The sequence below is a fragment of the Streptococcus equinus genome, assembly GCF_900104225.1.
In the GTDB taxonomy this organism is placed as follows: Bacteria; Bacillota; Bacilli; order Lactobacillales; family Streptococcaceae; genus Streptococcus; species Streptococcus equinus_D.
On sequence record NZ_FNJK01000007.1, the window covers coordinates 26,582 to 49,574 of the forward strand.

Annotated in this window: 20 protein-coding genes; 15 read left to right on the top strand and 5 right to left on the bottom strand. The window is 37.1% G+C overall.

The genetic code is table 11. The features are described from left to right. Window position 1: 1 nt before the first annotated feature. A complete protein-coding gene (locus BLP98_RS08205) occupies window positions 2–874 on the bottom strand; it encodes an Rgg/GadR/MutR family transcriptional regulator (protein ID WP_074482820.1) in 873 nt (290 codons plus the stop codon). Window positions 875–1,070: 196 nt separating this feature from the next. On the opposite strand from BLP98_RS08205, the gene ilvD reads away from it, so the two are divergent. From ilvD to BLP98_RS08235, 6 genes are all read left to right on the top strand, one after another. Beyond that, window positions 1,071–2,792, top strand: a complete 1,722-nt coding sequence (ilvD, locus tag BLP98_RS08210) for a dihydroxy-acid dehydratase (RefSeq protein WP_074482822.1) — start codon at window positions 1,071–1,073, stop codon at window positions 2,790–2,792. 130 nt (window positions 2,793–2,922) lie between these two features. Continuing rightward, window positions 2,923–4,626 (top strand): acetolactate synthase large subunit, encoded by a 1,704-nt coding sequence (locus BLP98_RS08215; protein WP_074482824.1) that lies wholly within the window; start codon window positions 2,923–2,925, stop codon window positions 4,624–4,626. Further along, window positions 4,619–5,104 carry an acetolactate synthase small subunit gene (gene ilvN, locus BLP98_RS08220; protein ID WP_074482825.1) on the top strand — a complete coding sequence of 162 codons (486 nt, stop codon included), beginning with the start codon at window positions 4,619–4,621 and terminating at the stop codon, window positions 5,102–5,104. The genes BLP98_RS08215 and ilvN overlap by 8 nt, the downstream gene beginning before the upstream one ends. Window positions 5,105–5,173: 69 nt before the next feature. Next, complete coding sequence (gene ilvC / locus BLP98_RS08225) at window positions 5,174–6,196, top strand: ketol-acid reductoisomerase (protein ID WP_074482827.1); 1,023 nt, start codon at window positions 5,174–5,176, stop codon at window positions 6,194–6,196. A gap of 107 nt (window positions 6,197–6,303) precedes the next feature. Further along, entirely contained in the window at window positions 6,304–7,554 is a 1,251-nt protein-coding gene (ilvA, locus tag BLP98_RS08230; RefSeq protein WP_074482829.1) for a threonine ammonia-lyase IlvA, read from the top strand. A 258-nt stretch (window positions 7,555–7,812) separates the two neighbouring features. Next, entirely contained in the window at window positions 7,813–8,697 is an 885-nt protein-coding gene (locus BLP98_RS08235; protein WP_142349364.1) for an SPFH domain-containing protein, read from the top strand. A 79-nt stretch (window positions 8,698–8,776) separates the two neighbouring features. Here BLP98_RS08235 and BLP98_RS09370 read toward each other — a convergent pair whose 3' ends face one another. The 3 genes from BLP98_RS09370 to BLP98_RS08245 form a co-directional block, all read right to left on the bottom strand. After that, window positions 8,777–8,896: a putative metal homeostasis protein gene (locus BLP98_RS09370; RefSeq protein ID WP_142349365.1), complete on the bottom strand. Its 120-nt coding sequence runs from the start codon at window positions 8,894–8,896 to the stop codon at window positions 8,777–8,779. Window positions 8,897–9,071: 175 nt separating this feature from the next. After that, the gene (locus BLP98_RS08240; protein ID WP_074482831.1) at window positions 9,072–9,812 is read right to left on the bottom strand and encodes an amino acid ABC transporter ATP-binding protein; all 741 of its coding nucleotides are present in this window, start codon (window positions 9,810–9,812) and stop codon (window positions 9,072–9,074) included. Next, window positions 9,812–11,383: an ABC transporter permease subunit gene (locus tag BLP98_RS08245; protein WP_074482832.1), complete on the bottom strand. Its 1,572-nt coding sequence runs from the start codon at window positions 11,381–11,383 to the stop codon at window positions 9,812–9,814. Before BLP98_RS08245 ends, BLP98_RS08240 begins: the two co-directional genes overlap by 1 nt. Before the next feature lie 136 nt (window positions 11,384–11,519). Here BLP98_RS08245 and BLP98_RS08250 point away from each other — a divergent pair, with 136 nt between their 5' ends. The 9 genes from BLP98_RS08250 to sufB all read left to right on the top strand — a co-directional run bounded on the left by BLP98_RS08250 (window position 11,520) and on the right by sufB (window position 21,642). Next, a complete protein-coding gene (locus BLP98_RS08250; RefSeq protein WP_074482834.1) occupies window positions 11,520–13,412 on the top strand; it encodes a DUF2207 domain-containing protein in 1,893 nt (630 codons plus the stop codon). Between the two features lie 51 nt (window positions 13,413–13,463). Continuing rightward, window positions 13,464–14,303 (top strand): undecaprenyl-diphosphate phosphatase, encoded by an 840-nt coding sequence (locus BLP98_RS08255; protein WP_074482835.1) that lies wholly within the window; start codon window positions 13,464–13,466, stop codon window positions 14,301–14,303. Between the two features lie 102 nt (window positions 14,304–14,405). Next, window positions 14,406–15,167: an adaptor protein MecA gene (mecA, locus tag BLP98_RS08260; protein WP_074482837.1), complete on the top strand. Its 762-nt coding sequence runs from the start codon at window positions 14,406–14,408 to the stop codon at window positions 15,165–15,167. Window position 15,168: 1 nt separating this feature from the next. After that, window positions 15,169–16,332 carry a glycosyltransferase family 4 protein gene (locus BLP98_RS08265; protein WP_074482838.1) on the top strand — a complete coding sequence of 388 codons (1,164 nt, stop codon included), beginning with the start codon at window positions 15,169–15,171 and terminating at the stop codon, window positions 16,330–16,332. Between the two features lie 112 nt (window positions 16,333–16,444). Next, on the top strand, window positions 16,445–17,215 hold the full coding sequence (gene sufC / locus BLP98_RS08270) for a Fe-S cluster assembly ATPase SufC (RefSeq protein WP_074482839.1): 771 nt from the start codon (window positions 16,445–16,447) through the stop codon (window positions 17,213–17,215). A gap of 74 nt (window positions 17,216–17,289) precedes the next feature. Beyond that, window positions 17,290–18,552, top strand: a complete 1,263-nt coding sequence (gene sufD, locus BLP98_RS08275) for a Fe-S cluster assembly protein SufD (RefSeq protein ID WP_074482840.1) — start codon at window positions 17,290–17,292, stop codon at window positions 18,550–18,552. A gap of 1 nt (window position 18,553) precedes the next feature. Then, window positions 18,554–19,786, top strand: coding sequence for a cysteine desulfurase (locus BLP98_RS08280; RefSeq protein ID WP_074482841.1), 1,233 nt, complete (start codon window positions 18,554–18,556; stop codon window positions 19,784–19,786). Continuing rightward, on the top strand, window positions 19,773–20,219 hold the full coding sequence (gene sufU / locus BLP98_RS08285; protein ID WP_074482842.1) for a Fe-S cluster assembly sulfur transfer protein SufU: 447 nt from the start codon (window positions 19,773–19,775) through the stop codon (window positions 20,217–20,219). The genes BLP98_RS08280 and sufU overlap by 14 nt, the downstream gene beginning before the upstream one ends. 4 nt (window positions 20,220–20,223) lie before the next feature. Continuing rightward, entirely contained in the window at window positions 20,224–21,642 is a 1,419-nt protein-coding gene (gene sufB / locus BLP98_RS08290) for a Fe-S cluster assembly protein SufB (RefSeq protein ID WP_074482843.1), read from the top strand. A gap of 69 nt (window positions 21,643–21,711) precedes the next feature. On the opposite strand, the gene pbp3 is transcribed toward sufB, so the two are convergent. After that, a complete protein-coding gene (gene pbp3, locus BLP98_RS08295) occupies window positions 21,712–22,944 on the bottom strand; it encodes a D-alanyl-D-alanine carboxypeptidase PBP3 (protein ID WP_074482844.1) in 1,233 nt (410 codons plus the stop codon). Between the last annotated feature and the right edge of the window lie 49 nt (window positions 22,945–22,993).

Here is a 22,993-nt window from a genome sequence, read left to right on the forward strand (position 1 = left end):
TTCAAGACTTCTTTTTATAAAGTAATAATTGAAGATTTTCTTCAAGAAAATCTGCTATTTCTATGTAACCAAAATTTTTAAGGGAAAAAATATAGTTTTCTATGTTTTTGATATTATTTTCTCCTTCTTGGTAATTAAGCACCATTCTTAGAAACATAAGAATAGTTTTTACAAACATATCTTGAGAGTCTAATAATTTTTCAAGCTGGATAATGAAGTAATTAGCGTCACAGAATAATTGTCTTTCTAGTAGTGTAAAAATAATATTTAAATGTACGAGCTGTGCTCGATGTCTGTTGTTTGGAATGGATAAATAAATAGATTCTCTCTTAGTGAATGCTTTAGCAAGGAAGATAAGATCTTCATCTGATAAGATTTGTAAAGTGTTACCAAAGATAAAGAGTTCATACTCTGTCCATTCTTCGATACTATAAAGATAAGTTGTGATTAATTCTGCGTCTTTTTTTGATATGAAGTAATTTTGGTTTAAATTGTGAATAGCACAGTGGATAACTAATTTATTGAGCTGATTGTAGGTATCATTTGATTCAGTAAATTTATCATATGTGTATAAGATATTTTCAAGTCCTTTGATATCTTTTTTAGAATGATATTTTGCAACTTTTTGAGCAAGTTTAAAGAATGAAGAAGATTCATATTGGTGATAAGCTTGTTCAAATTCAGCTAAACTCATGTGTATCGCAGAAATAGCAATTAATAATTTATCAGCTGACAGCATGGTTTGACCATTCTCAAATTTTGATAACTGTGATTGTGAGAGATGTTCATTAGCAATATCTTTCATTTTTAAGCCTCTAGCTAATCTAAGATCACGAAATAGTTCTCCCAATTCAAAGTTATTTAACTGACTCAATATTATCTCCTTACACTTATGACTTCATATTTATTTATATTTTAGCAGAAAAAAATCTTTTCCCCAAGGAATGTTGATATATCAATATCTAATAGAAAGAAAATTGTTAACTAACAAAATTTTCTGAAAATTGTCTTGACTTTATTTTTTAAAGTGTTAACATGGTGTGTAAGATTTAATTGATAGGAGAAAACTGATGAGAAGTGACATGATTAAGGTAGGTGTGGATAAAGCACCAGCCCGTGGTCTTCTTTATGCAACCGGGCAAGTAAAATCTGCTAAAGATATGCAAAAACCATTTATTGCAATTTGTAATTCATACATTGATATTGTTCCAGGACATGTTCATTTGCGTGAGTTGGCAGATGTCGCCAAGGAAGCTATCCGTGAAATGGGTGGTATTCCTTTTGAATTTAATACCATTGGTGTTGACGACGGAATTGCTATGGGGCATATTGGAATGCGTTATAGTCTTCCATCACGTGAAATCATTGCGGATGCTGCTGAAACAGTTATCAATGCGCATTGGTTTGACGGTGTTTTCTACATTCCTAACTGTGATAAAATTACGCCAGGTATGATTTTGGCAGCGCTTCGTACCAACGTTCCAGCTGTCTTTTGTTCAGGTGGTCCGATGAAAGGTGGCGTTGATATGACAGGTCACCAAGCAACGCTATCAAGTCTTTTTGAAGCTGTCGGAACTTATCAAGCCGGCGATATGTCTAAGAAAGAATTGAATTATTTGGAACAAAATGCCTGCCCAACATGTGGTTCATGTGCAGGTATGTTTACAGCCAATTCTATGAACTCTCTTATGGAAGTACTTGGTCTAGCTCTTCCAGGAAATGGTACTGTACTTGCTGTTTCTGATCAACGTCGTGAGTTGGTACGTCAAGCAGCAAAACATTTGATGGACAACGTTAAAAATAATTTGCGTCCACGTGATATTATCACTAAAGAAGCAATCGATGATGCCTTTGCTCTTGATATGGCAATGGGTGGTTCAACAAATACTGTTCTTCACACACTTGCTATTGCGCGTGAAGCTGGTATTGATTACAATTTGACAGATATTAACGAAATCGCTAAGAAGACACCATATCTTTCTAAAATTGCGCCATCAAGTGTTTACACAATGCATGATGTTCAAGAAGCTGGTGGTATTTCAGCAATCATCAACCAATTGATTAAAAAAGGTACAATCAAGGGTGATCGTATCACTGTAACTGGTAAAACATTGAAAGAAAATGTTGCAGGCGCTGAAATCAAGAATGAAGAAATCATTCATCCAATTGAAAGTCCTATTTCACCAGTAGGTGGTTTGTCTGTCCTTTACGGAAATATCGCTCAAGATGGTGCTGTTATTAAGGTTGGTGGGGTTGACCCGTCTGTTAAGACTTTCCGCGGTAAAGCTATCTGTTGCGATTCACAAGATGAAGCACTTGAATTGATTGATAATGGTACTGTTAAGAAAGGTCATGTTGTTGTTATTCGTTACGAAGGCCCTCAAGGTGGTCCAGGTATGCCAGAAATGCTTGCCCCAACTTCTAAAATCGTTGGACGTGGGCTTGGTAAAGATGTTGCCTTGATTACTGATGGTCGTTTCTCAGGGGCTACTCGTGGTATTGCCATTGGTCACGTTTCACCAGAAGCAGCAGAAGGTGGTAACATCGCCCTTATTGAAGACGGTGATGAAATCTATATTGATTTAACAAATCGTACAATTGATTTACTTGTGGATGATGCCACATTAGAAGAACGTCGTAAACATTTGAAACCATTTAAGTCAAAAATTTCAAGCGGTTGGTTACGTCGTTACACAGCTTTTGCGTCATCAGCTAACTTTGGTGGTTCAATGATGACTCAAGAAGAGTTTGAAGAACGTAAAGCGGAACGCGAAAGCCAAGAAAAAGAATAAAGTAAATTATTTTTGAAAGTGTTCAAATAATTGTTCACTTTCCCTTGCTTTATTTTTTTTAAATGTTATTATAGTAACAAGCTGTTAGAATTTTTAGATAATTCGGAATTTACATGAAAAGGAGGACTTTGTGAAACAGATTAGATTAAAAGAATCCAAGAATGGATCGGAATTGTTATTGGAAACCTTGGCTAGTCTGGGAATTGATACGATTTTCGGCTACCCGGGTGGAGCCGTTCTGCCACTTTATGACGCTATTTATAATTTTGATGGTATTCGCCATATTTTGGCACGTCATGAGCAAGGTGCCCTCCATGAAGCAGAAGGTTACGCAAAATCAACTGGTAAACTTGGTGTTGCCATTGTTACCAGCGGTCCTGGTGCAACTAATGCTATTACAGGTATTGCCGATGGTATGAGCGATAGCGTTCCGATGCTTATTTTCACTGGTCAGGTTGGTATGTCTGGTATTGGTAAAGATGCTTTCCAAGAAGCAGATATTATTGGTATTACAATGCCAATTACAAAATACAATTATCAGATTCGTGATGTTGCTGATGTTCCTCGAATTGTAACTGAGGCTGTTCACATTGCAACAACTGGACGACCTGGACCGGTCGTGATTGATCTTCCGAAAAATATTTCGGCTGCCAAGACAACATTCTATCATGATCCAACGGTTAATCTTCCAAGTTATCAACCGACGTTAGAACCAAATGTCTTGCAGGTCAAGAAAATTTTGACTCAGTTGAAAAAAGCAAAACGTCCGCTAATCGTTGCCGGTGGTGGGGTCAATTATTCTGGAGCATCTGAAGAGTTGATTGCTTTTGCAGAACGTTATAATATCCCAGTTGTTTCAACATTGTTGAGCTTGGGAGTTATGCCAATTAATCATCCACTTTCTTTAGGAATGGGTGGTATGCATGGTTCGTATGCTTCTAATATGGCGTTGACGCAATGTGACTTCATGATCAACTTTGGATCGCGTTTTGCAGATCGCTTGACAGGTAATCCTAAGACATTTGCTAAAAAAGCAGTGGTTGCTCATGTGGATATTGATCCTGCGGAAATCGGAAAAGTCGTCAAGACACAAATTCCAATCGTTGGTGACGCCAAGCGTACATTACAGATTCTTCTAGATGAAGATGAAGTTAAAACACGTCACGATGATTGGACAGAATCAGTTCTAGCTAATAAAGCAAAAGCTCCATTGAGTTATGATTTTGATGAATCAGTGATTAAACCACAACATGCTATTGCAACGATTGGTAAAGTCACTGATGGTGATGCCATTGTCGTAACAGACGTTGGGCAACACCAAATGTGGGCAGCTCAATTTTATCCATATAAAAATGAGCGTCAACTGATTACATCTGGTGGTCTTGGAACAATGGGATTCGGTATCCCAGCAGCAATCGGTGCCAAGTTAGCTAACCCTGATAAAGAAGTTATTCTCTTTGTCGGTGATGGTGGTTTCCAAATGACCAACCAAGAATTGGCTTTGTTAAATGGTTATGGTGTTCCGATTAAAGTGGTACTTATCAATAACCATTCACTTGGTATGGTTCGCCAATGGCAAGAATCATTTTACGATGAGCATCGCAGTGAGTCAACATTTGATGATGAACCAAACTTCCAAATGATGGCAGAAGCTTATGGAATTGCTCACTACAAGTTCACTAATCCAAATACGTTGGAAGAGGATTTGAAAGTGATTACTGAGAATAAACCAATGTTAATTGAAGTAGCTATTTCAAATCGTGAACATGTTTATCCAATGGTTCCATCAGGTAAATCAAATAGTGAAATGTTGGGGGTGAAGTTTAATGCGTAGAATGTTGACAGCTAAGCTTCAAAATTCAACAGGTGTTCTTAACCGATTCACTGGAGTCCTGTCACGCCGACAGGTTAACATCGAGTCTATATCGGTTGGACATACCATGGAACCAAATGTTTCTCGCATCACTATTATTATTGATGTTGAGAATTTGGAAGAAGTCGAGCAAATCATTAAACAATTAAATCGTTTGATTGATGTGCTTCGAGTTCGTGATATTACGGACATTCCACATTTGGAACGTGAAGTGATTCTAGTTAAGGTTACAGCACCAACTAGCAAACGTGCTGAGATATTAGCCGTTATTCAACCTTTCCGCGCTAGTGTTGTTGACGTTGCGCCTAAATCAATTACGATTCAGGTGACTGGTGATGGAGATAAGATTGAAGCTTTGCTTCGTGTCGTTAAACCTTATGGTATTCAAAATCTTGCTCGCACAGGTGCGACAGGATTCTCAAGAGATTTATCTTGTTAAAACATTTAATTTAGTTAACATTTGCCTTACTCGGGCAGTTAAAATAAAAATAGAAAAGAGATATTTATTATGGCAGTAACAATGGAATACGAAAAAGACGTAAAAGTAGCAGCTCTTGATGGTAAAAAAATTGCCGTTATCGGTTATGGATCACAAGGTCATGCTCATGCTCAAAACTTGCGTGACTCAGGTCACGATGTTATCATTGGGGTTCGCCATGGTAAATCATTCGATAAAGCAAAAGAAGATGGATTTGACACTTATGAAGTAGCAGAAGCAACTAAACTTGCTGATGTTATCATGGTATTGGCACCAGATGAAATCCAAGCTAAACTTTATGCTGAAGAAATTGCTCCAAACCTTGAACCAGGTAACGCTCTTGGTTTTGCACATGGTTTCAACATTCGTTTCGAATACATTAAAGCTCCTGAAACAGTAGACGTATTCATGTGTGCTCCTAAAGGACCAGGTCACCTTGTACGTCGTACTTACACTGAAGGATTTGGTGTACCAGCACTTTACGCTGTTTACCAAGATGCTACTGGTAATGCAAAAGATATCGCAATGGACTGGTCTAAAGGTATCGGTGCTGCACGTGTTGGACTTCTTGAAACAACATTTAAAGAAGAAACTGAAGAAGATCTATTCGGTGAACAAGCAGTTCTTTGTGGTGGTTTGACTGCCCTTATCGAAGCTGGTTTTGAAGTTCTTACTGAAGCTGGATATGCTCCAGAATTGGCTTACTTTGAAGTTCTTCACGAAATGAAACTTATCGTTGACCTAATCTACGAAGGTGGATTCAAGAAAATGCGTCAATCAATCTCAAATACAGCTGAATTTGGTGACTACGTATCAGGTCCACGTGTTATCACTAAAGACGTTAAAGAAAATATGAAAGCTGTCCTTGCTGATATCCAATCAGGTAAATTTGCAGAAGACTTCGTTAGCGACTATAAAGCAGGTCGTCCAAAACTTGAAGCTTACCGTAAAGAAGCAGCTGAACTTGAAATTGAAAAAGTTGGTGCAGAACTTCGTAAAGCAATGCCTTTCGTTAACCAAAACGATGACGATGCATTCAAAATTTATAACTAATTTTTGAAGAAAGTCTATTTATAAAAGGCCGATGTTAGTCATCGGTTTTTTATCTATTAATAAGCAAATTGTCATATAAAATATTTAGATATTAGAAGAGGTAGTTTATGATCTTAGCTAAGGATGTTGTTGACGCCTATGACGTCTTGAAAGATGTTGTTGAGCGTACACCCCTAGATTTTGACCGTTATTTGTCGGAAAAATATGGTGCAACTGTTTATCTTAAACGTGAAAATATGCAGAAAGTGCGTTCTTTTAAAATTCGTGGCGCTTATTATGCTATTCACCAATTATCAGATGAAGATAAGAAACGTGGTGTTGTTTGTGCTTCTGCCGGAAATCATGCTCAAGGTGTTGCCTTCACCTGTCACGAAATGAAGATTCCAGCAACAATTTTCATGCCTGTAACAACTCCCCAACAAAAAATTGGGCAAGTTAAGTTCTTTGGCGGTCCTTATGTGACAATTAAATTGGTTGGAGATACTTTTGATGCTTCAGCACAAGCAGCTCAAGAATTTACAAAATCTGAAGGAATGACCTTTATTGATCCTTTTGATGATGATAATGTTCAAGCAGGTCAAGGAACTGTAGCCTACGAGATTTATGAACAAGCTCAAGAAGAAGGGGTTACTTTTGATCAAATCTTTGTTCCAGTCGGTGGTGGTGGTTTGATTTCTGGTGTAGCCACTTATATCAAAGATGTTGCTCCTGAGATTGAAGTCGTTGGTGTGGAAGCGTCAGGAGCTCGCAGTATGCGTGCTGCATTTGATAAAGGCCATCCCGTGAAACTAGAAGAGATTGATAAATTTGCTGATGGTATTGCTGTTCAAAAAGTTGGTGAGAAAACTTTTGAAGTTGCCCGTAAATATGTTGATAAATTAGTTGGTGTTGATGAAGGTCTGATTTCTGAAACACTTATTGATATGTATTCAAAACAAGGTATCATTGCCGAACCAGCAGGAGCATCTTCTATTGCAGCTCTTGAAGTCATGAAGGATGACATCAAAGGTAAAACAGTTGTATGTATTATTTCTGGTGGGAATAACGATATCAACCGTATGCAAGAAATGGAAGAACGTGCTCTTATTTATGATGGGGTGAAACACTATTTTGTGGTTAATTTCCCACAACGTCCAGGAGCACTTCGTGAATTTGTAAATAACATTCTTGGTCCAAATGATGATATTACTCGTTTTGAATATATCAAACGTGCTAATAAAGGAACTGGTCCAGTTCTCATTGGGATTACTTTAGGGGATAAGAATGATTATAATGATTTTATTGATCGTCTGTCAGGTTTTGATCCTTCATACATCAATTTGCACGGAAATGAAAGCCTCTATAATTTGTTAGTTTGATGAAAAAATAAACTTCTGTTCTCTCTTAAAATTATTATTATATTGACAAGTAAACCTAGTTGAACTTTCCGGTTTAACTAGGTTTTTATGTGGATTTTCCTTGACTTTTTGAGAAAATAAAATATAATTGTATTAACCAAAAGGTACAAAAGTGGAGGTTTGGTATTTAGGCCTTGTTTTATTATTTTTTGTGCCTTTACAGCAATTAGTTGTGACTAGATGTCTAGAAAAAAGAAATAGTTTCAAAGGAGAATAATTATGTTTTTAATTGTTATTGCAATTCTTATCTTGCTTGTTTTAGGTGTGATTGCAAGTACACTTTACGTTGTTCGTCAACAAACTGTGGTTATTATTGAACGTTTTGGGAAATATCAAACGACTTCTGGCAGTGGTATTCATGTTCGCCTGCCATTCGGCATTGATAAGATTGCTGCTCGTATTCAATTGCGTCTTTTACAATCTGAAATTGTGGTAGAAACTAAAACAAAAGATAACGTTTTTGTCACTTTGAATGTAGCTACCCAATATCGTGTTAACGAACAAAATGTTACGGATGCTTACTACAAACTTATGCGTCCTGAAGCTCAAATAAAATCATACATCGAAGATGCTCTTCGTTCATCAGTTCCAAAATTGACTTTGGATGAATTGTTTGAGAAAAAAGATGAAATTGCCCTTGAAGTGCAACATCAAGTAGCTGAAGAAATGTCTACTTATGGTTATATCATTGTGAAAACATTGATTACTAAAGTTGAGCCTGATGCTGAAGTTAAACAATCGATGAATGAAATTAATGCGGCACAACGTAAACGTGTTGCCGCTCAAGAATTGGCTAATGCAGATAAAATTAAAATTGTAACTGCTGCGGAAGCCGAAGCAGAAAAAAATCGTCTTCATGGTGTTGGTATTGCTCAACAACGTAAAGCCATTGTTGATGGCCTCGCTGAATCTATTCAAGAATTAAAAGATGCAAATGTTGGTATGACAGAAGAACAAATTATGTCTATCCTGTTGACTAACCAATATCTTGATACTTTGAATACTTTTGCAGCTAAAGGTAATCAAACACTCTTCTTGCCAAATCACCCAGAAGGTATTGAAGATATTCGCACACAAATTTTGTCATCATTGAAAACTAAATAATAAAAAAGTCCCTATTGCAGACGGAAGGAATTGCAATAGGGACTTTTTTGTCTGGTAATGTTAGGTATTGAAATAGGAGTTAAATGTTTCTTTTATACCGTTTATATTCATGGATTATTTTCAGAGCACGTTTCCGTGTTTTGATATTGGGACTTTTAAGTCTGCGATAAGCAGATGCTAAATCTGTTCTTTCAGCCATATCAACCTCCTTAAAATTAGATTATTAACGTTAACAATGAGTAGTATAGCACAAAATACTTAACCGGTAAAGTATTTTGCGTATTCTAAGCTAATGTATTGATATTTTGATATTTTGATATTTTGGCTCAAAAAAAACAACCTTCTAAGATAGATATAGAAGATTGTTTTTAACATTATTTCAAGAAGCGTTGTAAGAAAACTTTTGTACGCTCTTGTTGAGGATTTTCAAAGATTTGTTCAGGTGTACCTTCTTCAGCGATAACACCTTTATCCATGAAGATGACGCGGTCTGAGACTTCTTTGGCAAATTCCATTTCGTGAGTAACGATAATCATTGTCAAACCTGATTTAGCAAGATCTTGCATTGTTTTAAGAACTTCACCAACCATTTCTGGGTCAAGTGCTGAAGTTGGTTCGTCAAAGAGCATTGCTTCAGGGTTAACTGACAAGGCACGGGCAATAGCCACACGTTGTTTTTGACCACCAGAAAGTTGTTTTGGTTTTGCTTTCCAGTATTGTTCTGTCATTCCAACTTTTGTGAGGTTTTCTTTTGCAATGGCTTCTGCTTCACTGCGAGAACGTTTTAGAACGGTTGTTTGAGCAACTATAGCATTTTCCAAAACATTTAAGTTTTCAAAAAGATTGAATGATTGGAAAACCATTCCAAGTTTTTCACGGTATTCTGTCAAGTTGTAGTTTTTTTCGAGAACGTTTTGACCGTGAAAGAGGATTTCACCAGCAGTTGGTTCTTCTAAAAGGTTAATAGAACGAAGAAATGTTGATTTTCCTGAACCTGATGAACCAATAATTGAAATAACCTCACCTTTTTTAACTGAAAGTGAAATATCTTTAAGGACTTCATTTTGTCCGTAAGATTTTTTCAAATGTTTAATATCAATAATAGCTTGTGACATTATTTCACCTCTTTCGTTTGGTTTTGGTTAGCACCAGTTGTGTAAGTGTCAGCATCGAAGCGTCGTTCAATAAAGCGTAGGATGCGTGTCACTGTGAAGGTGAGAACAAAGTAGATAATCGCGATAATAGTAAATGTTTGGAAGTATTGATATGTTTGTGTTGCGACGGTATTACCTGAGAAGTAAAGTTCGACAACTGAGATAACATTCAATACTGAAGTATCTTTGATGTTGATGACAAATTCGTTACCTGTTGCTGGCAAGATGTTGCGAACAACTTGAGGAAGAACGATTTTGCGCATTGTTTGACCATGAGTAAATCCAAGTGCTGTAGCTGCTTCAAATTGACCTTTATCAACAGCGAAGATACCACCACGAACGATTTCACTCATGTAAGCACCAGTGTTGATTGAAACGATAAAGATAGCAGCTAGTGTACGGTCGATTGAGATACCAAATGCTTGAGCAGTACCATAATAGATAACCATTGCTTGTACGATCATCGGAGTACCACGGAAGATTTCAATATAAACGCTAAGCAACCAGCCAAAAGCTTTTTGAAGTCCAGCAAGAACTTTGTTTGTAGCTTTTGGAGCTGTGCGGTAAACACCAATCAATAGACCGATGAAAAGACCAACAACTGTACCAATAATAGAGATGAGAAGTGTAACCCCTGCACCACGTAGGAATTGGTTCCAGTTTTTCTTGAAGATTCCCCACATGTCAGTAAAGAAATTACTCTTTTGATCTTTTTCAGTTTTATCAGCTGGTTGTTTCTCAATCATGTCATCCATGAGTTGGAGGCGATCATTTTCAGAGATGCCAGCTAAAACAGCATTAACTTTTGCCAATGTTTCTGTATCATCTTTACGAAGACCGACAGCAATAGCAGTGTCTGCTTTAGATGTTGCAAATCCTTTGCCTTCTTCAAAGGCAATCATCTTGAAGTCACTGTTAGCATTTTCAGCAGAGATAGCATCAGGACGTTCAGAAACGTAACCATCAATGATACCAGATTCAAGTGCTTGACGCATTTGATTGAAGTCACCCATAGCAGTTTCTTTTGAAACATCTTTGATTTGGTCAATCAAGTTGTAAAGGTAGACACCTTGCTGAGAAGTTAATTTTGCACCTGCAAAATCTTTTAATGAGGTCGCTTGTGCAAAATCACCTTTTTTAGAAACAACGATAACTGGGTAGCTTGTATAGTAACTATCTGAGAATGCAATTTCTTTCTTACGTTCAGCCGTAGGACTCATTCCGGCAGCAATCATGTCAATCTTTCCGGAAGTAAGTGCTGGAATCAATCCTGTCCAAGTAGTTTTGACAACGAGGAGTTCCTTGCCTAAGCTATCTGCTATTTTCTTAGCTATTTGGACATCGTATCCGTTAGCGTACTGGCTAGTTCCTTCGATAGGAACAGCTCCATTAGAATCATCATCTTGTGTCCAGTTAAATGGGGCATAGGCTGCTTCCATACCGACACGAAGATATTCGTCAGCGTTTGCACTAGTCATTCCTCCAAAGAGAAGAAGAAGGCCTGCAAAACAACTTAAAAGTAACTTTTTCATTTAAGACTCCTGTCTATTCTTGTACCTTACTATTTTACAGGAAAAGGGGGCTGATTTCAACACGATACGCCTAAAAATAGAATATTTATACAACAGATTATGATAAAATAAGAGGTGAAGAAAGGAGTAGGAGATCATGAAAAAACTAAGATTGTTTTTTATTGGAATTATCACTTTTTTAGGATTATCTGTTCCAGTTTTTGCTGACAGTGATGTTGACTACAGTATCAGCAATTATGATGGTGTCTTAACACTTCATGAGGACAACACTGCTGATTTTTATCAGACAATCACTTATCATTTTGATTCATCTTACAATGGGCAAATTGTGACTTTGGGTGAAGCAGGTCACATGCCAGATGGTTTTTCGGTGAATAATCAGCCAGAAGTTTCTGCTGAAGTTAATGGAGCCGATAAAACTGTTCGGTCTGTGGTAAGCAATCTTGGTGATGGTTATCAGGTAAAAATTTATAATTCTGGTTATAGTGGAGATGTAGTGACTGTTAAGTTACACTGGAAATTATCGCATTTACTTTTCCCTTATCAAGACGTCGCTGAACTCAATTGGGTACCAATTAGTGATTGGGATGAAACCTTGAAGCATGTCACTTTTACTGTTGTCACTGATAAGACGACGGCTAATCGTAATCTCTGGGCTCATAGAGGTTATCTAAAATCAGCGGCTGTGAAAAAATTACCCGATGGTTATCAAATTACCGCTGAAAATGTCGATGGCAAGTTAGAGCTACATGCTTATTGGGATAAAGCCATTTTGACAAATGCTACAAGGCTAGCAAATAACCGTAAGGCAGATATCATTAAGCAAGAAGCTAAAATTGATCGAAGAAGTCGATTGCTTAAATTGGTAGTGTTTAAGCTTGTTCCTGCTGTTATTGTTGTCTTTATTGGAGTAGCTTGGTTTTTCTTCTTTACTGGGAAAAGTATGGCTAAAAAATATGAAAAGTTTAGTCGTAGCACGCGTTCTTATGAAGCTCCGGATGATTGGTCACCTTTGTTAATTATGCAATACATTTATGATGTTGATTTGCAAGATACTGATACACAAGGAAGTCCAATTTCACAAAAATTTAAATTTGAGACTGCCATGCAGGCAACCTTGCTTGATTTGATTGACCGTCATATTATTACAGCAAACAATGAGGAATTGACTTGTCATCTTGACATGCCAATGACTGATTATGAATCAGAAGTTATTGATATGGCATTTGGCGATAAAGAGACTATTAAAATTGAAGACTTATTTGCTGATTATCGCTTTGATGACGATCTTGTTGACAGTTATAAGAAGAAATATAAAGGTCATACTTTAGAAACAAAATTAAATAATCTTGGTGAAGCTTTCAATAAACGCTATCTTGGTAAACTAGAACAAATTACGGATTTAGTTGATCAAGAAATTTCTCGAAAAGCATTGCCAGAAATTCGTAAGAATTTAAGTGATAGTATTTCTAAGAAATTTGAATATGCTAAGGGTCTCCTATTCCTTACAATAATACCAATTTTGGTTTGTTTAATTTATCTGTTCTTTTATGCGAATTTGGCTTTATTTACTTATGTTTTCTTGCTAGTGATTGTTGGTCTAAGCTTGTTTATTATTATGGCAAAAGCACATTATTATAATGTTCATGGTATGATAACTGCTGCAGGTCAAGAGCGAATTCAAGCTTGGGTTAGCTTTACTAATATGATGCGAGATATTAACAAGTTTGACAAAGTTGACTGGCAAGGAGTCATTGTTTGGAATCGAATTTTAGTTTATGCAACTTTATTTGGTTATGCTAAACAAGTTCAAAAATACCTTAAGATTCATGATATTAAACTTGCTAGTGAAACTAATTATATGATGAGTCCTGAACTTGGTTATTTAATTGGCATGCAAACGCACCAATTGGGAGTGGCTAGTTTGAATGCTGATTCAGCTGCGCATTTCTCTGTATCATCTGGTAGTTCAGGCTCTAGTGGTGGATTCTCCGGTGGTGGCGGAGGCGGAGGCGGCGGAGCATTTTAAAATGCTTTCAAATCTGCTATAATTGAGGGGATATTAAATTAAGGAGAGCTTATGTTATTTTTCGAACTACTTAAGGCTATCTTTTTAGGGGTAGTTGAGGGAATTACAGAGTGGTTACCTGTTTCAAGTACAGGACACCTGATTTTGGTTCAAGAGTTTATTAAATTGAATCAAGATAAAGCGTTTTTGGACATGTTCAACATTGTCATTCAATTGGGAGCAATCTTAGCTGTTATTGTGATTTACTTTAAACGTTTGAATCCGTTTCAGCCTGGAAAAACAGCGCGTGAAGTTCAGTTGACATGGCAACTATGGCTAAAAGTTGTCATTGCATGTATTCCATCAATTTTGATTGCAGTGCCTTTTGATGATTGGTTCGAAGCACATTTTAATTACATGATTCCAATCGCAATTGCCTTAATTGTCTACGGGATTGCATTTATCTGGATTGAAAAACGTAATGCTAATGTTGAACCGCAAGTGACTGATCTTGCTCGTATGCCATATTTGACAGCCTTTTGGATTGGGTGTTTCCAAGTCCTTAGTATTGTTCCAGGTACAAGTCGTTCAGGAGCGACAATCCTTGGAGCAATCATTGTGGGAACAAGTCGTTCGGTTGCAGCTGATTTCACTTTCTTCCTTGCTATTCCAACAATGTTTGGTTACAGTGGTTTGAAAGCTGTTAAATTCTTCTTGGATGGAAATGTTCTTAATTTTAGTCAATTCTTGATTTTGATGGTAGCAAGCGTAACAGCTTTCCTTGTCAGTCTTTATGTTATCCGCTTCTTGACTGACTATGTTAAAAAACACGATTTTACTATTTTTGGGAAATATCGTATTGTTTTAGGTACTATTCTTATTTTATATAGTATTGCTAAAGTTATCTTTTAAAATGCCAGCAGCCCTTGTCAGGGCTGCTTTTTGTGACGTAAAAATTGAAAAAACATGACTTTTCCTGTATAATAAAATGACTACTCGTGCGAGGTATATAGTATGGAAATGAAACAGATTAGCGAGACAACGCTAAAAATAACGATTAGTATGGAAGATTTAGAAGAACGTGGAATGGAGTTGAAAGATTTTTTGATTCCTCAAGAAAAGACAGAAGAGTTCTTCTACTCAGTAATGGATGAATTAGATTTACCGGATAATTTCAAAGATAGCGGAATGCTTAGCTTCCGTGTGACACCACGTAAAGACCGTATTGATGTCTTTGTCACAAAATCTGAAATTAATAAAGATATTAACTTTGAAGATTTGGCTGCATTTGATGATGTCTCAAATATGTCGCCTGAAGAATTCTTCAAAACTTTGGAACAAACCATGTTGTCTAAGGGAGATACAGAAGCTCACGAAAAATTAGGTAAAATTGAAGAAATGATGGAAGGCGCTGTTGAAGAAGTTTTGACAGAGCATGCTCAACAAGCTGAAACAGAAGCTGAAGAAGAAATCAATCCATCAGATTATGTTCACTATGTATTGGATTTTCCAAGTTTAGAAGCAGCAGTTGCTTTTGCAAAAGCAATTGATTTTCCAGTAGAAGCATCAGAGCTTTATAAGATGGATGGGGCTTATTACATGACAGTCCTTATTGATTTGCAAAATCACCCATCTTATTATGCAAATTTGATGTATGCTCGTATGTTAGAATATGCTGGCGCTGGTACAAAGACACGTGCTTATTTACAAGAGCATGCGGTTGAATTATTGACGGATGATGCCGTTGCAAAATTAAAAATGATTGAGTTGGTATAGTATGGCACCCTTTACGATTGAATATGTTTTAGTTTTAATTGGCGCGTTTCTCTTATCACTTTTTTTGACGCCAATTGTTCGTTTTATTGCTTTTCGTGTTGGTGCTGTTGACAATCCAAATGCTCGTCGCGTTAATGAAGTCCCTATGCCAAGTAGTGGTGGTTTGGCGATTTTCTTAGCCTTCTTGATGTCATCTTTGATTTTTATGCCAATGGTTTTGAAACAGCCAGTCTGGACGATTTCTTATTTTGATTATATTTTGCCAGTTGTTATTGGTGGATTTATCATTACAGCGACTGGTTTTATCGATGATATTTATGAATTAAAACCAAAAACAAAAATGGCAGGAATCATTCTTGGAGCTGTTATTGTTTGGGCCTTCACGGATTTCCGCTTTGATAGTTTTAAAATTCCTTTTGGTGGGCCGTTATTACAGTTTAATTCGGTAGTAACTTTCTTCTTAACTGTCTTTTGGATTATTTCGATTACAAATGCTATGAATTTGATTGATGGTTTAGATGGTTTGGTGAGTGGTGTTTCAATCATTAGCTTGATTACAATGGCTTTGGTATCATATTTCTTTTTACCACAAACTGATTTTTACTTAACACTCACAATTTTGCTGTTGATTGCCTGTATTGCTGGTTTTTTCCCATATAATTACAACCCAGCTATCATTTATTTAGGAGATACAGGAGCTTTATTCATTGGGTTTATGATTGGCGTATTATCTCTTCAAGGGTTGAAAAATTCAACAGCTGTTGCGGTGGTTACACCTGTTATTATTTTAGGGGTTCCGATTTTAGATACAACAGTAGCGATTATTCGCCGTAAATTATCTGGACGTCCTGCAACAGAAGCAGACAAGATGCACTTGCACCATCGCCTTTTAGCGATGGGCTTCACACATCGAGGTGCTGTCCTAGTTGTTTATGGTATTGCGATCCTTTTCTCACTCATTGCTCTTTTGCTTAATGTTTCAAGTCGATTGGGTGGTGTGTTGCTAATGATTGGATTGGCATTTGCTTTAGAGGTCTTCATCGAAGGACTGGAAATCTGGGGAGTTGGCCGAACACCTCTCTTTGATACTTTGAAATTTATCGGAAATAGCGATTATCGCCAAGCAACTATGTTGAAATGGAAAAATCGTAAAAATAATAAGTAATGAAAAGCCAATTATGGCTTTTTTTTGATATAATGATTAGTAACCCTATAGAACTGCGGTAATTTTCAGAAAAAAGTTACTGCCGCATTTGATAAATTGGAGGAACGTACACATGTCTGTACTTGAAATAAAAGATCTTCATGTTTCAATTGAAGATAAAGAAATTCTTAAGGGTGTTAATTTGACTCTTAAGACTGGAGAGATTGCTGCGATTATGGGTCCTAACGGAACTGGTAAATCAACGCTTTCAGCTGCTATCATGGGTAATCCAAATTATGAGGTTACTCAGGGTGAAATTTTGTTAGACGGTGAGAACATTCTTGACCTTGAAGTTGATGAACGCGCTCGCCTTGGTTTGTTCTTGGCTATGCAATACCCATCTGAAATTCCAGGAATTACAAATGCTGAATTTATTCGCGCGGCTATGAATGCCGGAAAAGAAGATGACGAAAAAATTTCTGTTATGGATTTCATCACAAAGCTTGATGAAAAAATGGAATTTCTTGGCATGAAAGAAGAAATGGCAGAGCGTTACCTTAACGAAGGTTTCTCAGGTGGTGAGAAAAAACGTAATGAAATTCTTCAATTATTAATGCTTGAACCTAAGTTCGCTCTTCTTGATGAAATTGACTCAGGTCTTGATATTGATGCGCTTAAAGTTGTTTCAAAAGGTGTTAACGCTATGCGCGGCGAACAGTTTGGAGCAATGGTTATCACTCACTATCAACGACTTCTTAACTACATCACACCAGATGTTGTACACATTATGATGGACGGTCGTGTTGTCCTTTCTGGTGGTGCAGAACTTGCTGCTCGTCTTGAAAAAGAAGGTTATGCGAAAATTGCCGAAGAACTTGGAATAAAATACGAAGAAGAAGTGTAATTGATGATGTCAAGTCTACTATTATAGTAGACGATACTCGTATGTAGGATATAAAAAGGAGTAAACATCAAATTATGACGAAAGAATCAGTTTTAAATTTTTCACAAGCAAAAGCAGAACCTTTGTGGTTGCAAGAGCGACGCTTAGCTGCTTTTGATCATATAGATAAATTGCCATTACCAGAGGTCAACCGTGTTAAATTTCACCGTTGGAATTTAGGTGATGGAAGTATTTCAGAGGATGTGGCATTAGCTAATGTCCCTGATTTTACAGCTCTTGGAGATAATCCGAAACTTGTTCAAGTTGGAACTCAGACAGTTCTTGAACAGTTACCTGTTGACTTGATGTCAAAAGGTGTTATTTTTACAGATTTTTATAGCGCTTTGGAAGAAATTCCTGAAGTGATTGAAAAATATTTTGGTAAAGCGCGTGGTGATTTAGAAGATAAATTAGCTGCTTATCATACGGCTTACTTTAATAGCGCAGCGGTGCTTTACGTACCAGATAATGTGGATATTGAAGAACCAATCGAAGGGCTCTTCTTCCAAGATAAGGCTAGTGAGGTACCGTTTAACAAACATGTCCTTATCATTGTTGGTAAAAATAGTCACATTAGTTACTTAGAACGCTTTGAATCAATTGGTGAGGGTGATGCTAAGGCAACAGCAAATATCTCTGTTGAAGTTATTGCATTAGATGGCAGTCAGGTGAAGTTCTCTGCTATTGACCGTTTGGGAAATAATGTGACAACTTACATTAGCCGTAGAGCTCGTCACGGTAAAGATGCTGTGGTAGATTGGGCTGTAGGTATTATGAATGAAGGCAATGTGATTGCTGACTTTGATTCAGACTTGTACGGAGATGGCAGTCAAGCCAATCTAAAAGTAGTGGCCGCTTCATCAGGTCGCCAAGTACAAGGTGTGGATACACGTGTTACAAACTATGGCTGTCATTCAGTTGGGCATATTTTGCAACATGGTGTCATTCTTGAACGTGGAACCCTTACTTTTAATGGTGTAGGCCATATTGTTAAGGGAGCTAAGGGAGCAGATGCTCAACAAGAAAGTCGTGTCCTTATGCTTTCAGATAAAGCACGTTCAGATGCTAATCCAATTTTATTGATTGATGAAAATGATGTTACAGCAGGACATGCTGCTTCAATTGGACAAGTTGACCCAGAAGATATGTATTATCTAATGAGTCGTGGTATTGATAAGGAAACAGCTGAACGCCTAGTTATTCGTGGTTTCTTAGGTACTGTTATTGCTGAAATTCCTGTTAAAGCAGTTCGTGATGAAATGATTGCTGTACTTGATAGCAAGTTGGAGCAACGTTAATATGACAACATTAAATCCTCATAAAATCGCTCAAGACTTTACTATACTTGACCAAGTTGTTAATGATGAACCGTTGGTTTATCTAGACAATGCGGCAACGACTCAGAAACCACAAGAAGTTCTTGATGCGCTTAATCAGTACTATCACACTATTAATGCCAATGTTCACCGAGGTGTTCATACACTAGCTGAACGTGCGACAGCTGCTTATGAAGCAAGTCGTGAAAAAGCACGTCAGTTTATCAATGCTAAATCAACTAAGGAAGTTTTGTTCACCCGTGGAACAACAACTGGTCTTAATTGGGTTGCGCAATTTGCACAAGAAGTCCTTCAAAAAGATGATGAAGTTCTCATCTCTGTTCTTGAACACCATGCAAATGTCATTCCATGGCAACAAGCATGTCGTAAAACGGGGGCAAAATTAGTCTATGTTTATTTGAAAGATGGTCAACTAGATATGGAAGACTTGAAAAGTAAACTTTCAAATAAAACTAAGTTTGTAAGTATTGCTCATGTTTCAAATGTATTAGGTTCAGTTCAACCAATTAAAGAAATTACTAAGTTAGCACATCAAGTTGGTGCTTATATGGTTGTTGATGGTGCTCAATCTGCGCCTCACATGGCGATTGATGTACAAGACTTGGATTGTGATTTCTTTGCTTTTTCTGGGCATAAAATGCTCGGACCAACAGGGATTGGTGTTCTCTATGGTAAGGAAGAATTACTTAATCAAATGTCTCCAGTTGAATTCGGTGGTGAAATGATTGACTTTGTTTATGAACAAGAAGCCACTTGGAAAGAATTACCGTGGAAGTTTGAAGCGGGTACACCAAACATTGCTGGCGCCATTGCTTTAGGAAAAGCATTTGATTATTTGAATAACCTTGGTATGAATGCTGTTCATGCTCATGAACAAGACCTAGTCGATTATGTTTTGCCAAAATTACAAGCAATTGAGGGCTTGACAGTCTACGGACCGCAAGATCCTAGCAAGCATACTGGTGTCATTTCTTTTAATCTTGATGGCCTACACCCACATGATGTGGCGACGGCTTTGGATTACGAAGGTGTCGCTGTTCGAGCAGGACACCATTGTGCACAACCTTTGATTACTTACTTAGGTATTCATTCGGCAGTACGTGCAAGTTTTTATATCTATAATACGAAAGAAGATTGTGATAAACTAATAGAAGCAATTCTCAAAACAAAGGAGTTTTTCAATGGCACTTTCTAGATTAGATAGTCTTTATATGGCAGTTGTTTCAGATCACTCAAAAAATCCGCATCATCATGGCAAATTGGAAGATGTTGATCAAGTTAATCTTAATAATCCGACTTGTGGTGATGTGATTTCATTATCAGTGAAATTTGATGGTGATCGCATTTCTGACATTGCTTTTGCTGGTGATGGTTGTACTATCTCAACAGCTTCATCAAGTATGATGACTGACGCTGTTATTGGTAAGACAAAAGAAGAAGCTCTTGAACTTGCCGAAATTTTTTCAAAAATGGTTCAAGGTGAAAAAGACGATGCTCAAAAAAGATTAGGCGAAGCTAGTTTCTTAGCAGGGGTTTCAAAATTCCCACAACGTATTAAATGTTCAACTCTTGCTTGGAATGCTCTTAAAAAGGCTATTGAAAACGATAGTGAAAATACAGAAAGGTAATTAGATGCCTGAAAAAAATGAAAAAGTAACACCAAAACCAATTGATATTGGTGAATATCAATATGGCTTTCACGATGATGTAACACCAGTCTTTTCAACAGGAAAAGGAATTAGTGAAGATGTTGTTCGTGAATTATCAGCTGAAAAGGGTGAGCCAGAATGGATGCTGGAGTTCCGCCTGAAATCATTGGAAATTTTTAACAAAATGCCAATGCAAGACTGGGGACCAGATTTATCAGATATTGATTTTGATGAGATTACTTATTATCAAAAAGCATCTGATAAACCTGCACGCTCATGGGATGATGTCCCAGATAAAATTAAAGAAACCTTTGAACGTATTGGGATTCCAGAAGCAGAGCGTGCCTACTTGGCTGGTGCGTCAGCTCAGTACGAATCTGAAGTGGTTTACCATAACATGAAAGATGAGTATGATAAGCTAGGTATTGTCTTTACTGATACGGATTCTGCTTTAAAAGAATACCCAGAACTCTTTAAAAAATATTTTTCTAAATTAGTCCCACCAACAGATAATAAATTGGCTGCTTTAAATTCGGCTTTTTGGTCAGGTGGAACCTTCATTTACGTGCCAAAAGGGGTCAAAGTTGATATTCCTTTGCAAACTTATTTCCGCATTAATAATGAAGCTATGGGACAATTTGAACGTACACTCATTATTGTTGATGAAGGGGCAAGCGTTCATTACGTCGAAGGATGTACAGCTCCAAATTATTCATCAGCTAGTCTTCATGCTGCAATCGTTGAAATCTTTGCACTCGAAGGTAGTTATATGCGTTATTCAACTATTCAAAACTGGTCAGATAATGTTTATAACTTAGTAACAAAACGTGCTACAGCTAAGAAAAATGCGACGGTTGAGTGGATTGATGGTAACCTTGGGGCTAAGACAACCATGAAATACCCATCTGTTTATCTTGATGGTGAAGGTGCGCGTGGAACAATGTTGTCAATTGCCTTTGCTAATAAAGGGCAACATCAAGATACGGGTGCTAAGATGATCCACAATGCTCCACACACATCATCATCAATTGTTTCAAAATCAATTGCTAAAGGTGGCGGAAAAGTTGATTATCGTGGACAAGTAACATTCAATAAAAATTCTAAAAAATCAGTTAGTCATATTGAGTGTGATACGATTCTGATGGATGATATTTCAAGTTCTGATACGATTCCATTTAACGAAATTCATAATTCACAAGTTGCCCTTGAACATGAAGCGAAAGTTTCAAAAATTTCAGAAGAACAACTCTATTATTTAATGAGTCGTGGACTTTCTGAACAAGAAGCAACAGAAATGATTGTCATGGGATTTGTTGAACCATTTACAAAAGAACTTCCAATGGAATACGCGGTTGAACTTAACCGTTTGATTAGTTATGAAATGGAAGGTTCTGTTGGATAAATAAAAAGAGATAAGTTTTAAAAACTTATCTCTTTTTTCTATATATAATAGGAAAGTTAATAGTAGTTTTTATAGTTTTTCGTTAACGTAAGTGACGAAGTGGTTCCACCAGACTTTAAGAAAAATGCTTTTTTTTACCTCTTTTTTAGCAAGTGCTGGCACGCTTGGTTTTGAATCGAGATATCCAGTTCCTATGATTTGTTTATCATCATAGACAAAAGATCCAACCTTGTCACCTTTGTTAATAGTAGCTTTGTATCCTTTAGCTTTTGTTGAGAAAGATGCAGTAGCATCAGTTCCAATACGGTGAACGACTTTTAATGCTTGAGAAGCAACGGCAGGTACCGTTTTTTCTTTACCATCAATTACTTTTGCTTTGCTATTTTTAGTTGATTCACCAGCTTCAACAAGAGTAGTCATTTCATAATGTGATTTAACGTAATCAAGAAGATCATTTGTGGCTTTGAAACGAGCAAATTCATCTTCTTGCCAATTATCAGCATTCATAACGACAGAGATAATGCGCATGCCATTTTCGGTTGAGGTTGCAACAAATGACGCACCAGCAAGCTCAGTTGTACCTGTTTTAAGACCATCAACGCCATCACGTTCATAAGGCATTCCTTTAAGCATGTAATTGTAAGTGTTCATTGTTGATCCGTCAAAATCAGCAGTAGTTTGCTCAGTAATTTTAAGGACATCTGGGTATTCAGTGATTAAGTGTTGGGCGATGATTGCCACATCACGAGCGCTTAACATGTTTTCATCAGTTGAGCTGGAACCTGGATAGATATTGTCGCCTAGGTAACTGTTGTTAAGACCAGAAGCGTTATATAACTTAGCGTCATTAATTCCCCATTCTTGGAGTTGAGCTTGCATCATATCAACGAACTTACTTTCGCTTCCACCAATTTGTTCTGCTAAAGCAATAGCAGCGCTATTGGCACTGGCTACCATAGCAGCATTTACGAGTTGTTCGACAGTGTACTCACGTGCTTCCATAGGAACGTTACTAGCATCTGAGTTAGCTGTTAAATCATAAGCGTAATCAGAAATAGGAACTATAGTATCCCAGCTTAGATTTCCTTTGTCGATTTCTTTGTAAGTCAAGTAAACTGTTAATATTTTTGTCATAGAAGCAATACCATCAGGTGTAGTTGCATCTTTTTCATATAAGACTTTACCAGTAGAAGCTTCGACAGCAATAGCATGTTCTGCAGGAACATCAAAGTTATCATCTGCAGCGACACTGCTTCCAACGAAGGCCAATAATACGGCCAAGACAGCAAAAACTTTCTTCATTGTTCCATCCTTTGTTAAAAAAATAGGTAATATGATTATACCATATTAA